Below are 12237 nucleotides of genomic sequence, written 5' to 3'. Positions count from 1 at the left end.
CGTGGTAGAACAAATTCAAAACGTCGAAGCCGAGAAGTTGCTTTTGGGTGCCATATTAAAAGATTCCGATGTAGCCAAAGAACTCACCATTGAGCATAAGCATATTTCGGTTATGCATCGTCATATTTTTGAAGCAATCACAAAAATCGTTGCTGAGAATGAAAAAGTGAACTTAGCTACTATTAGTGCTTATCTCCCTCCGGGTGTTATGAGCCAAGTTGACTGGCGAGGCATAAAAGATCAGGTTCCCTCTGCTAGATCACACGAGACCTATCAGCGACTCATATTAGAATCGTATAAGCACAATGAGTTGAAAAGGCTAGCACAATCATTCTTAGAAGAATCTAGTGAGCATGTTAACAGAGATAGTTTTGAAGACTTTCTTAACAAAGCGATGCAACTCAATTTAACCCACCAGGTTCAAAAGGATTTTGATTTACAAAGTGTGCTCATGGATATCTGGAATGATGCGGAATCCGGGAAAGTGGATCAAGGGATTCTTACAGGTTATAGCGAGCTAGATCGTATGACAAATGGCATTAAGAAAACGGAGTTGACGATTGTAGCAGCTCGTCCATCTGTCGGCAAAACAGCTTTTGCAATAAACATAAGCAATGCGCTTATGTCGCGAGATGCATATGGTCATCTATATTCTCTTGAAATGGGCGAAAAGAAATTTGTTACGAGGATGTTAACCGCCGAAGGGAATATTGACTCTATGAAAATGCGAAATCCTAAAGATTATTTCGAAGCGAGTGATTGGGATAGGCTTGCATATGCTACGGCTGCTGTTAGTAAGCAAAGCATGTACATCCATGAAGCATCGAATGTCAAAGTTGCTCAAATCTACGCTAATACTAAAAAGTTGATGAGACAACATCCGGATAAAGAACATTTTGTTGTCATTGACTATTTACAGCTACTTACACCGACTTCTAACAAGGTTAATCGGAACGAGCAAATTTCTGAAATTAGTCGAGCACTTAAAAATATGGCAATGGATTTAAACATCCCTGTTATTGCTTTATCGCAGTTATCTCGTGGGGTTGAACAGCGACAAGATAAGCGACCAATGCTTTCGGATCTACGTGAATCGGGAAGCATTGAGCAAGATGCTGATAATGTTCTTTTTCTATACCGTGATGATTACTACGACAAAGAATCCGAGAAGAAGGACATTATTGAGATCATCATTGCAAAACAGCGAGAAGGTCCTGTAGGTACTGTAGAACTAGCCTTTATCAAGGAGTACAACAAGTTCGTGAATCTCGAACGGCGGTATGCATCATGATTGACGAAAAGAATAGAGCTGACGTTCCTGAGGAAATAGCAAATTGGACAATAGCAGAATACTATGAAGCCATATTAGAGGGTGGAGGGATGGCTCCTATCGCTGGGCTGATCGAGTATTTAGTTTTTGAACGAAAGGTATTACGGATGGATCATAACCACCGAAATATAGCGTTCGTGTTAAAAAAGTACCCATTTATAAATCAAGAGATTGAGGCTTACACGCATCGAATGGGTTATAAATACAGGCCTGAGGAGGGATGGGAAGTTGGGTGAGTTAAGGCGCGTTTGTATCATCGATGAATTACACAACATGCAATTCTATGAATCTCGTGATAAGCGACCTTTAAATTCGTTATCGCTCCAAGAATTGGAGTTAGAGCGCATAAGGTTACCAGAGGTAGCTTACACAAATAAAATTAAGCAGGAAAGAGGAGGCGCAACTAATGACTGAAACTAAGAAGATCATTAATCTAGAAGAGTTTGCAAATGGAGCTTTATCAGAGAGGCTGAATGAGGAATTGTTGAAGGTGCTTGATAACATTGCTGATCCTAATACACTTCCAAACAAGGCTCGTGTCATCACAGCCAAGCTAAAAATAGTTGGCGACAAAGAACGTAATCTAGGAAACACGCTCATTGAAGTATCGTCCAAGCTTGTTCCTGCTGAAGAAATCCCAACAAAAATCCTTATTGATCAAGATTCAAATGGGAAGACCACTGGGGCGGAATTGAAGAGTGGAGTAAAAGGACAAACTTACATGCAAGATGATGGAGTCTATAGCGATTTAGGCGAAAAAGTTTATGATTTCCAATCTCAAAAAAATATGTCTGAGGGGGCAAAATAATGATTGAACAAGCTATTAAGTATTTAGTGAAGTTAGGAAATGTGGAAGCGCAAAAAATCAACGAAAGATTTTACTCTACGGAAAAACTCTATCGTATTGAAGATCCGTCGGTTGATTCGTTACAGGTCAACACGCTCAGTGGTTTAGTAGAATACGTCAAATCAGAGTTTGATACGTCGGTTAGTTTGATGGTTCATGTTGTCTCACCAACAGAAGTTAGGGTGTTCGATAAAATTAACATGGACAAAAATCGTGACACTTATATAACGGCTCATGCATTGCTACCAAGTCTAAGTTTTAATCATTATTACTCGGTCGAAGACTTTAATATTGAGCTTCAGTCTACTTTTGTGAGTAACGAAGATCGAGCTACGATGCTACAAGTCGTTGGAAATGTAAAAGAAGAAGCAGTTAACCAAATTGGTGATGATGGTATGAGTCAATCCGTTGTAGCCAGAACAGGGGTTGCTCAAGTTGGTAATGTAAAGGTGCCTAATCCAGTTCAGCTTATGCCATACCGTACGTTCTTGGAAATTGAACAGCCGGAATCTCCATTTGTCTTTAGAATGCAGTCGGGTCCAAAATGCGCCTTGTTTGAAGCAGATGGTGGAGCTTGGAAGCTAGAAGTAATGAAAAGTATCGCAGAATACTTAGAAAGTGAGCTTACTGACTTAATCGGTGAAGATAGAGTGATGCTGCTAGTTTAATCATTGGGTAGGGCGCTAGATCATAATTTTAGTCTAGCGCCTAATAAATAAAGGAGAGGTCGGCATGAAGGAAATTAAGACGATCAAGAGCCTATCCCCATTCGCCAGTGATATTAAAGTGTCCTACATGGATCCAGATGAAATTGAGAAACGATATCCAAAACGAGTCAAGTCTCCAGAAGAACAAGAATGGGACCGAAAGCAATTAGCCAAAACAAAAGTAGGTTATCAGATCGGTGATCAAAGCAAGTATTACTTTTGATGCGCATAACGGACATTAAGCTATTTAAAAAGGAGGGATACTCATGAGAAGAGAGTTAGAGTATAAAGCTTATGCAGTAGATAAAATGGCGAAAAGCCAGTGGATTTATGGATTTGGGATAGATGATGTTCAGTTCACAAAAGAGTACGTCAATAAGTTAGGCAGAGATAGTGACTGGTGGTTGTACTCAAAGGGAGGTACTTATTTAGTACATCAAAGTTCTGTGGGGAAGTTTACTGGTCTTGTGGATATAGCAGGTCAGAAAATCTACAGTAACCACATCCTAGAGGACGATGAAAAGTTCTTATGGACAATCATATATAAAAATGGTGCTTATTATGCAGTGTGCAATGATTTAATGGTGTGTCAATTACTATCTACAGTCAACTTACATTGCAAAATAAAGGGTAACACTTTTGAGCATAGCGATTTATTAGAGTCACAGTAACCACATTATGAAAAGCAAAGGTGGTATTGGATGTATTATTTTTTAATTGGATTGTTACTAATCTCATTTCTAGGAATTGTAGGGCAGACAGATACGATGGACAAGAAATCAATGAGCCATATCGTGATAACCTGTATTATTGCGCTAGTCGTTCTGACGATCTTCTAATAGAAGGTGATTTATTATGATAGGTGTTTTGGCATTATCGTTTCTGCTACTGATCCTACTTTGGATCATAATTGTGAGTTAAAGAGGTGGTAGCAATGAAATTAGCTATTCAACTAAATTTATTTGAAAGTGATGAAAGAGACGCTCGCCCTTACGAAGAGTTATGTCGGCAATGTGGTATAGGAGGAGCACTCATTGCAATATCAAGAATCAAAAAAGAAGAGCTTGTATGTAAGATCGAAAACAAATTAATTATGATGAAGTGGGTCTCTGATCCGACAACGAAAACGGATTATGAAAGCTTTATCGGTTGCATCGAAGAAGTAAAGGAAATATCAATCGAACAATTAAGGAGTGGATCATCGTGGTATTTGGTTTAATTAGAATGTGTAAGAGGATTCGAAACGCTAGTATTCTAGCTGGAGATATAAAGGCAGCAAGAAGAGGTGCAGGGCATTTAGGTAAAAGAGTAGCATCTAGAAAAGTAAAAGGACCTTATAAGTACCTTGTAAAATAAAAAAGTCATCCTCTCGGACGACTAACCAATTTCATTATAACATCCGAGGGGGAATAATGGTGAAAATTAATAAAGAAGCATGGACAGCTGAAGTCGATCTAACGGAAAACGCTGTTTATATAGTAAAAGACGGTTTTATTAAAAAAGTGAATCGTCCAGAAACGGGATTTGGAAGACATATTGTTTCCTGGCAAAAAGGAAAGCCTGTTTATGCAGAAATCCAAGTAACCGAACATCTATAATCGCGCTTATCGGAAAAACCGAGAGCACAACCCTGCTACAGTGGTTTGTGCTCTTTTTATATGGAGCAAATAAAAAATGGAGGATGGTCTTATGAAAACGATGGATTTTCCACTTGCAGACATCAATAAGAAGGAAACAAAGAAGAAAGTAGAAAGAAAGCTGAAGAAATTATATTTTCATTTTCGTACAACTAGATCGATGCCTTCAGTGACAACTTCTTATTCATTAGCACCTAATGGGCCATCTAATCAGTTTAGTTCAAAAGTTGAAAAAGCAGCCATTGCGAACGTTGAACAAGAACAAAAATTGATAGCCCAGGAAGAGGAGATCCAAGAAATTACTGAGTGTATTAATTTATTGTCATCCATTGAACGAGAGGTGATTTATAAGGAGTATTTTGAAGATGAGTACGTTTTTAACTATGAGATATATAATTCTATGGGTATATCCGAAACCAAGTATTACGAGATCAAAAGCAGCGCATTTTATACATTAGCGTTTATGCTAAAAATACAAGTTTATAACGGAGAAGGTGTTAACGCATGAATTTCGTGCAACCTATTCGCGATGTGGAAGTTCTTCGAGAAATAAAAAAGTATCTTCGAATGTGGAATGAGAGAAATTACATGCTATTCCTCTTAGGGATTAACAGTGGTTTACGTATATCAGACATTTTGCCTTTGAGGGTATCTGACGCTAAGAAAAACTATTTCAACTTGCGTGAGTCGAAAACAAATAAGCAAAAACGCATTACGATGACACCAGAGCTAAAAAGAGAACTACACAGATATATAGAAGGGAAAGAAGATCATGAGTACCTGTTTCAATCTAGAAAAGGTATTAACCAGCCTTTGACTCGTGATGCAGCATATAAGATACTTCAGAAGGCTGCTCAACATGTCAATATAGACGATATAGGCACACACACTCTACGTAAGACATTTGGCTATCATTTTTACCAGAAGACCAAGGACGTCGCGTTACTACAGGAGATATTTAATCACAGCAGTCCTCAAGTAACTAAGCGATATATAGGCATCAATCAAGATACAATGGACAAAGCATTGAAAAGCTTTCGTATCTAAGCTCACTCATTTACGTTGAGTGGGCTTTTTATTATGCATAGAAAGCCATTTAGCAACCACTGAAGCAGCGAGTTGTTTAAGCGAATGGCAAAATAGACGCCCCATATGACGCTAATTCCACTCAAAAACAACATGTATTATTCAAAATGACGATATGGACTTAGACTATGTGGGACAACGCATTTAGCGTTTTGGTGAACTATTGCTTTTATAAGATATGAATAATTCAAAAGCTAACATAAAATCTGGTACAATTAACATATAAGAATAGAGAGGGGAAGGATCATTGGAAGATGCAATTTCTTTGCAGGTAGTATTCTTTTTTGTTACGGTCTCAACAGCTTTTTTTGTAATGATAAATTCTCAATTAATGGGATTAATTAAAGATTCCAAGGCAACTATTAATAATGTCGAATTAGAGCTAATAACCTTAAGAAATGATCTAATTCTTGACTATGATGAAATAATCCTACGTCAAAAGATGATCTACAAAACTACAGCTTTGATAAACTTAGTTTTAAACCACGATCAGATACTAAATAACGAAAAATTTGATTATAGATATTTGTATTCAATAAATGCTGAAAACGGGTTAGAGAGAAAACAATTTGAAAAGGAAGTTATTAAATTTAGAGAAATTAATAACAACTTTTCGAAGCTTAAGCCCCATCTATTAACAATGGAAGATAAGTTTTATTATGATATTTTGAACAAAATTAAGTATAAACACAAAAATATAGAGGAGATAGTAGAAGGATTAAATAGCTCTAAATTAAATATGCATGGTAATACATTAGAGAGCTATAAAAAAATCGATTTAAATAATTCGAAATTCATGGCATTAGTTAAGCAAACAAACTCTATAAACTGGAAGTTAATTAAGAAATTCAGAAGATATTCGGTTTGGACAGGAACTTTAGGTATGATAGTTCCTATTGGATTTTCTGCAAATACACTTTTAGAGTCTAATTTTATAGGGCTTTATGCTCTTATCATGTTATTAGTTATTTCTAAAGGTATGTTCTCACTTGATAGCTATTTGGATGATAATAAGCAAAATCATATAAAGATCTCAAAAGAATTAGCCGGGTTAGATCTACAAATAAAAAATAAAGAAAAGACTATCTCTAAATCATATAAAGAGAGATACGTTTCAAAAGGTTTTATTCATTTTAAGAATAAGAACCTAGTGACACATTCAGAGTTATACTTTGTAAAGAAAAATTAAACTAATTTAATTGTCTGTAATTATAGGAATGAAACGGAGTAAATGCGGAGAATATCCGGAGAGTATTCTAATAATAGCCTGTTACTATGTTAATAGGGTGATAAGCCAATCATTCCCTCCCTGAAAGGCATCCACATGTGTGGGTGCCTTTTGTAATTAGACTTACTAAATACCTATTAAATATGGTAAGATTAAGCAAAACGTAGGAGGCGATATGATGAGATTTCTGGCTATTGTACTACCCCCAGTAGCAGTTCTGTTTTGCGGAAAACCAATCCAAGCACTTATCAACTTATTATTAACTATTTGTTTATGGGTTCCTGGTGCCATTCATGCTTGGGGAGTTGTATCAGATCGAAAAGATGATAAGAGAATGGAAAAGTATGCGAAAGCTATGGCATCAAGTAAATAGACGAGAACAAGGCAGCCTTTCAGGTTGTCTTTTTTGTTTGTAAAAATACCCCCCTATCCTTGGAGGTGATAAGGTGCCGATCAAGCCAAAGAAAAAATGTAGCGTCGTTAGTTGCAATGTCTTAACAAGCGAGAGATTTTGTCCTGATCACAAGAAAGAATATTATCGCAGGCTAGATAAAGAACGCGGTACCGCACATGAACGAGGTTATAACAGTAGGTGGAGAAAAGCCCGGCTCTTTTATTTAAGAAGGCATCCCCTTTGTAAACGGTGCGCCGACAACGGGCAGGACGTCCCCGCTCAAGTAGTGGACCATATCATCCCACATAAAGGGGACGCCAAACTATTCTGGGCAGAGGTTAACTGGCAGTCGCTATGCAAGTCATGTCACGATACCAAGACAGCAAAGGAGGATGGAGGATTTGGAAGAGAAGCAATCAACGAACCTAAACAATAAGTTAAATGTTTCTGTTAATATTCTTCAGATCGATCTTTTTCATAAAGTCTTAAACCTAACAGAAGAGCTCTTTGAACAATCCACCCCGGAAGTACGGGAGGAATTCATGGATAAATTAGATGCCATTTTGTCAGAGGTTGAAGAGAGTCAGTAGGGGGAGGGGGGCTCAATCCCTTGGGGCTGTAACGCTGAAACCGTCGCGGCAGGCACGCGTGAATTTTTTTCGCAAAATAGAATTTTTTTGGGAGGTGGATGAATTGGCAGGGAGACCAAGCAAGCCAACGCAATTGATCAAATTAGAAGGCAATAAAGACCGACGAACAAAAGCCGAGCTTGAGCATCGAGAAAAGGTGGAGAAGTCTCTGCAAACCGGCACGTCGTTTAGAGAAGAAGCAACGACGAAAGCTGATCCAGTTGCCCACAAAGAATTTTTACGTTTGCGAAAATTATTTAAAGGCATTGAGTTTGTCGAAGGGTTAGATCAAGCTACGATCAACAGGTATTGCCAACTGAAAAGTACGGAACAAATGTTGCAAGAACTCTACATTGAGGTAAACGAAAAGATGCAGTCTTATAAGCAAGTATCCAAGCGTTTATCCTTGTATGATGATCTTAAAGACATTATCTCGAAACAAAACCAAGTCAGGGATAAGATGCTGAAGCTTGAGGATCGGCTCTTCTTAAATCCAGTTGCTCGAATGAGGTCGATCCCTAAGGACCCTGATAAGGGCAAACCAGCCAGTCCGATGCAAAAATTCTTAGATAAGAAACGCAATGGCACATAATAAAGAACGAGCGCTTGAGGTTGTGGAGTTTTTACAATTACTCAAGCTTACGGATGATTTCTTTGGACAACCATTTGTGTTAATGGACTGGCAGCACGAAATCATATGGGATGTCTATGGAACTGTGAACGATAAAGGGTATCGCCAATACAACTATGCTTATTTAGAGATACCTAAGAAGAATGCCAAAACGACGACTATCGCAGGATTAGCGGTTTACCATCTAACGTGTGATGATGCAGAAGGTCAGATATATTGTTGTGCTGCTGACCGACAGCAAGCCACGCTAGTTTATAAAGCAGCACGAAGCATGATTGAACAAGATGAATCATTATCCGAGTTTCTGAAAATCACAGACAGTAGAAAAGAAATACTGAATATGGAGACTGGTACTGTGTTGAAGGTATTGTCTGCTGAAGCATATTCCAAACACGGTATTAATCCTACTGTCGTAATATTTGACGAGCTGCACGCACAGCCGAACCGTGATTTGTGGGATGTTATGACCTTCGGGGCTGGCGCAGCAAGAAAAGAACCGTTGTGGTGGGTTATCACTACCGCAGGCGATGACCCGGATCGTCATAGTATTGGATGGGAGCAACATGAATATGCCAGACGTATTAGAGATGGGGAAATACATGATCCATCTTGGTATGTAAAAATATTCGGGGCGCCTGATGATGCTGATATATATGACGAACAGATATGGTATATGGCTAACCCGTCACTTGGAAAGACGATTGATATAGATGTTATTCGAAAAGAAGCGTTAACAGCACGAAATAATGAAGCAGCAGAAAAGCTATTTCGATGGCTCCGGTTGAATCAGTGGGTGTCACTCAAGAAAATTGGGTGGCAGCCACTTTCTTTATGGGATTCAACAGAAGGTAAGTGGAGCCTAGCAGATTTAGTAGGAAAAAAATGTTATGTTGGGGTCGATTTATCAAGTACAACCGACATTACGGCTGCATGTTACCTTTTCCCACCACAAGATGGTATTGATGATTGGCGCGCGATTTTTGATGCATGGATACCTGAAGATAATATGAAACAGCGAGTCAAAAAAGATCATGTACCATACGACCGATGGGTAGATAAAAAGTTTCTACACGCCACGCCCGGTGATGTGGTGGATTACGAGTTTGTAGAGAGCAAATTAGTAGCTGCAAGTAAGCAATACAATTTAAAACTACTTGGTGTGGATCCGTGGAACAGTCGAATGCTCTCGCAAAATTTATTGAAGAGAGAAATTGATGTGGTTGAGATACCTCAAGACATGAAAAATATGAGTCCATCGATGAAGACGATAGAGCGCTTTATGAAATCGAAGTTCTTAACGCATGAAAAAAATCCTCTTGCACGTTGGTGCTTCGGTAATGTGGTTGTTGCCGTTGATGGCAATGAGAATGTTAAGCCGATGAAAAATAAAAGCCATGAACGGATTGATTTAACAGTTGCCATGATAAATGCGATGGCAACAGCGATGTTAGAAGTGAATGTAGATAGTATCTATGACGATAGAGGAATTCGTGTCCTCTAGAAAGGAGGGGACGAGCTTGAAAGACTTAGATGTAGCTGATTTGATCATATTTATCGGAATTATAGCGATAATCTATGGACTGGCATTAATATATATGCCTTTAGCGTTTATCATAGGCGGAATATTGGTCATGTTAATGGGGTTTGTATTAGCTAATTATAAAAGTAAAAAGCAAAAGGCAGGTGATGATTAGTGGGGATGTTCAGTTCACTGTTTAGTGGATCTTCAGGCGTTGGCGGTGATCCTGCTGAATGGATGCGCTCTGTATTGTCAGGGAGAAAGTCGCAATCAGGGGCAAGGGTAAATGAAGTTAGTTCCATGCAACTGCCGGCGGTATGGGCTTGCGTGAGAGTGTTAGCAGAATCTGTAGCACAAACGCCGATTCACATTTATGAACGTGTCGGAGCAGATCGACGAGTAACAGCGCTTAATCATCATTTGTACCAGATGTTACACCTTCGACCGAATCATGAAATGAGTGCGGCAACTTTTAAAGAAACGCTAATGGTTCATATCACATTGTGGGGAAATGGATATTGTGAGATCGAGTATAACGAATTTGGAGAGCCGATTGCTTTATGGCCATTGATGCCAAACGAAACATGGAAGTATCGTGATCCACAATCTGGAGAAATAAAGTACACGACCATCATTCCACACGGCAAAGATAATAGACGAGCTGTTACGTTGCCGTCATATAGGGTATTGCACATACCCGGAATTTCCATGAACGGCTTAACTGGAATATCGGTCATTAGAGCGCATATTGAGAGCATTGGTTTAGGTAAGGCAGCGCAAGAATTTGGTTCTCGTTTCTATTCAAATGGTCTAAATACAGGTGGAGTTGTCACCCATCCAGGAGAATTATCGGATAAAGCATATGCTCGCTTAAAGAGTGATTTAGAAGCAAAAAACACAGGGCTATCTAATGCAAATCGAATGATGTTACTGGAAGAAGGAATGACATATCAAAAGATTGGTATTCCTCCTGATGATGCTCAATTCTTGGAAACTAGAAAGTATCAGAACCAAGAAGTTGCACGTATATTTCGCGTGCCTCCGCACATGATTCAAGACTTAGAAAAAGCCACCTTTTCGAACATCGAGCATCAATCCATTGATTTTTGGAAGTATACGATGATGCCATGGTTTACCAAATGGGAACAAAGCATTAACAACCAACTTATTTTCGGAGAATACCGAACGAGATATTATTCGGAATTCGATCCTAACTCTCTTATGAGAGGGGATAGTGCTGCTAGAGCGTCCTATTACAATACAATGCTTCAAAATGGGTCATTTAGTCATAATGAAGTTCGTCGTAAAGAAAATATGGATCCGATTGAGCATGGAGATGTGCATTTTGTACCTCTTAATATGATTCCTCTCGATCAAGCTGTAGGTGGAACGGCGAACGATACTGATAGCGAAAATGAAGAGCCGGATCAGGAAGAAGAACGCATGCGACCTCTTACAGAAGTTCGCTCATTACCTCAGCACGAACAAAGAACACGAATTTATCAAATTAGAAGCGCTCAAAGCAGAAAAAGAATTAAGCAGAACTACGAAAGCAGAATTCGAATGGCTGCTCAACGTACTGTGAATTTTGAAGCAAGAGCCTTACGAAAAAAGATAAGTGATTTAGCGACAGATAGAAGCACGGAATCCTTTGAGGGATGGCTAAACAATTTTTATAGAAATGAAATGCCTGATTATCTCCAAGAACAATTTGGCTCAGTATTTTCAAGGATGGGGCAAGAAATAAAGCGCGCAGCCGAAAAAGAAATTGGTCGAGATGCTGACGACGGACAAGTTCAAGAATTCATTCGTAAATATATTGCTAGTTTTATCGCTCGTTACACGTCAAGTAGTAAGGGGCAAATTTTAGCCTTACTACGAACGCCAGCTGAAGATGTGGAAGACGATGACATGGATGAGTTGCTGTTGGATCGAATTGACGAGTGGCAAGATACACGAGCAGACAAAGTCGCTATGAATGAATCGGTGAAGCTGGGAAGCGCGGTTGCTAAAACAGTCTTTGCTATCGCCGGTATTGTATTAATAAGGTGGCTAGCGTTTGGCTCACAAACTTGCAACTTATGCAGTGAATTAGATGGACAAACAATTGGTGTACAAGAAAAGTTCGTCAATAAAGGGCAGGAGGTGGGCGATATGACAGACTATCAAGGCACAGGGCATCCTCCACTCCACCAAGGATGTGAGTGCGAAATTGTTGCTGAAGAATAA

Annotated in this window: 21 protein-coding genes; all 21 read left to right on the top strand. The window is 39.0% G+C overall.

The window, feature by feature from the left end; genetic code table 11:
* The first annotated feature begins 1 nt into the window (after position 1).
* The 21 genes from dnaB to FLK61_RS13385 all read left to right on the top strand — a co-directional run bounded on the left by dnaB (position 2) and on the right by FLK61_RS13385 (position 12237).
* On the top strand, positions 2-1291 hold the full coding sequence (dnaB, locus tag FLK61_RS13485; protein WP_176009915.1) for a replicative DNA helicase: 1290 nt from the start codon (positions 2-4) through the stop codon (positions 1289-1291).
* Entirely contained in the window at positions 1288-1566 is a 279-nt protein-coding gene (locus FLK61_RS13480; protein WP_176009914.1) for a hypothetical protein, read from the top strand. Before dnaB ends, FLK61_RS13480 begins: the two co-directional genes overlap by 4 nt.
* The gene (locus FLK61_RS13475) at positions 1559-1744 is read left to right on the top strand and encodes a hypothetical protein (RefSeq protein WP_176009913.1); all 186 of its coding nucleotides are present in this window, start codon (positions 1559-1561) and stop codon (positions 1742-1744) included. Before FLK61_RS13480 ends, FLK61_RS13475 begins: the two co-directional genes overlap by 8 nt.
* Positions 1737-2138 carry a Rossmann-fold NAD(P)-binding domain-containing protein gene (locus tag FLK61_RS13470; RefSeq protein ID WP_249777600.1) on the top strand — a complete coding sequence of 134 codons (402 nt, stop codon included), beginning with the start codon at positions 1737-1739 and terminating at the stop codon, positions 2136-2138. Before FLK61_RS13475 ends, FLK61_RS13470 begins: the two co-directional genes overlap by 8 nt.
* Entirely contained in the window at positions 2138-2845 is a 708-nt protein-coding gene (locus tag FLK61_RS13465) for a hypothetical protein (protein WP_176009912.1), read from the top strand. The genes FLK61_RS13470 and FLK61_RS13465 overlap by 1 nt, the downstream gene beginning before the upstream one ends.
* Positions 2846-2909: 64 nt before the next feature.
* Positions 2910-3107 carry a hypothetical protein gene (locus FLK61_RS13460; RefSeq protein WP_176009911.1) on the top strand — a complete coding sequence of 66 codons (198 nt, stop codon included), beginning with the start codon at positions 2910-2912 and terminating at the stop codon, positions 3105-3107.
* 43 nt (positions 3108-3150) lie between these two features.
* Positions 3151-3555, top strand: coding sequence for a YopX family protein (locus FLK61_RS13455; RefSeq protein WP_176009910.1), 405 nt, complete (start codon positions 3151-3153; stop codon positions 3553-3555).
* Between the two features lie 30 nt (positions 3556-3585).
* The gene (locus tag FLK61_RS13450) at positions 3586-3723 is read left to right on the top strand and encodes a hypothetical protein (protein ID WP_176009909.1); all 138 of its coding nucleotides are present in this window, start codon (positions 3586-3588) and stop codon (positions 3721-3723) included.
* 95 nt (positions 3724-3818) lie between these two features.
* Complete coding sequence (locus FLK61_RS13445; RefSeq protein ID WP_176009908.1) at positions 3819-4103, top strand: hypothetical protein; 285 nt, start codon at positions 3819-3821, stop codon at positions 4101-4103.
* Positions 4088-4240 carry a hypothetical protein gene (locus FLK61_RS13440; RefSeq protein ID WP_176009907.1) on the top strand — a complete coding sequence of 51 codons (153 nt, stop codon included), beginning with the start codon at positions 4088-4090 and terminating at the stop codon, positions 4238-4240. The genes FLK61_RS13445 and FLK61_RS13440 overlap by 16 nt, the downstream gene beginning before the upstream one ends.
* Positions 4241-4296: 56 nt before the next feature.
* Entirely contained in the window at positions 4297-4482 is a 186-nt protein-coding gene (locus FLK61_RS13435) for a DUF3954 domain-containing protein (RefSeq protein WP_176009906.1), read from the top strand.
* Positions 4483-4573: 91 nt separating this feature from the next.
* Positions 4574-5029: an ArpU family phage packaging/lysis transcriptional regulator gene (locus FLK61_RS13430; RefSeq protein WP_176009905.1), complete on the top strand. Its 456-nt coding sequence runs from the start codon at positions 4574-4576 to the stop codon at positions 5027-5029.
* Entirely contained in the window at positions 5026-5568 is a 543-nt protein-coding gene (locus tag FLK61_RS13425; protein WP_176009904.1) for a site-specific integrase, read from the top strand. The genes FLK61_RS13430 and FLK61_RS13425 overlap by 4 nt, the downstream gene beginning before the upstream one ends.
* A gap of 286 nt (positions 5569-5854) precedes the next feature.
* Positions 5855-6796, top strand: coding sequence for a hypothetical protein (locus FLK61_RS13420; protein ID WP_176009903.1), 942 nt, complete (start codon positions 5855-5857; stop codon positions 6794-6796).
* A gap of 214 nt (positions 6797-7010) precedes the next feature.
* Positions 7011-7208: a YqaE/Pmp3 family membrane protein gene (locus tag FLK61_RS13415; RefSeq protein ID WP_176009902.1), complete on the top strand. Its 198-nt coding sequence runs from the start codon at positions 7011-7013 to the stop codon at positions 7206-7208.
* 73 nt (positions 7209-7281) lie between these two features.
* A complete protein-coding gene (locus FLK61_RS13410; protein WP_176009901.1) occupies positions 7282-7665 on the top strand; it encodes an HNH endonuclease in 384 nt (127 codons plus the stop codon).
* Complete coding sequence (locus tag FLK61_RS13405; RefSeq protein WP_176009900.1) at positions 7631-7819, top strand: hypothetical protein; 189 nt, start codon at positions 7631-7633, stop codon at positions 7817-7819. Before FLK61_RS13410 ends, FLK61_RS13405 begins: the two co-directional genes overlap by 35 nt.
* Positions 7820-7922: 103 nt before the next feature.
* A complete protein-coding gene (locus FLK61_RS13400; RefSeq protein WP_176009899.1) occupies positions 7923-8450 on the top strand; it encodes a P27 family phage terminase small subunit in 528 nt (175 codons plus the stop codon).
* Positions 8440-9990 carry a terminase large subunit gene (locus FLK61_RS13395; RefSeq protein ID WP_176009898.1) on the top strand — a complete coding sequence of 517 codons (1551 nt, stop codon included), beginning with the start codon at positions 8440-8442 and terminating at the stop codon, positions 9988-9990. The genes FLK61_RS13400 and FLK61_RS13395 overlap by 11 nt, the downstream gene beginning before the upstream one ends.
* A gap of 16 nt (positions 9991-10006) precedes the next feature.
* Positions 10007-10183, top strand: coding sequence for a hypothetical protein (locus FLK61_RS13390; RefSeq protein WP_249777599.1), 177 nt, complete (start codon positions 10007-10009; stop codon positions 10181-10183).
* A gap of 5 nt (positions 10184-10188) precedes the next feature.
* The gene (locus FLK61_RS13385) at positions 10189-12237 is read left to right on the top strand and encodes a phage portal protein (protein WP_249777739.1); all 2049 of its coding nucleotides are present in this window, start codon (positions 10189-10191) and stop codon (positions 12235-12237) included.

The organism is Paenalkalicoccus suaedae, assembly GCF_006965545.2.
GTDB lineage: Bacteria > Bacillota > Bacilli > Bacillales > Salisediminibacteriaceae > Paenalkalicoccus > Paenalkalicoccus suaedae.
This window is presented reverse-complemented; position numbering and strand designations above follow the sequence as displayed.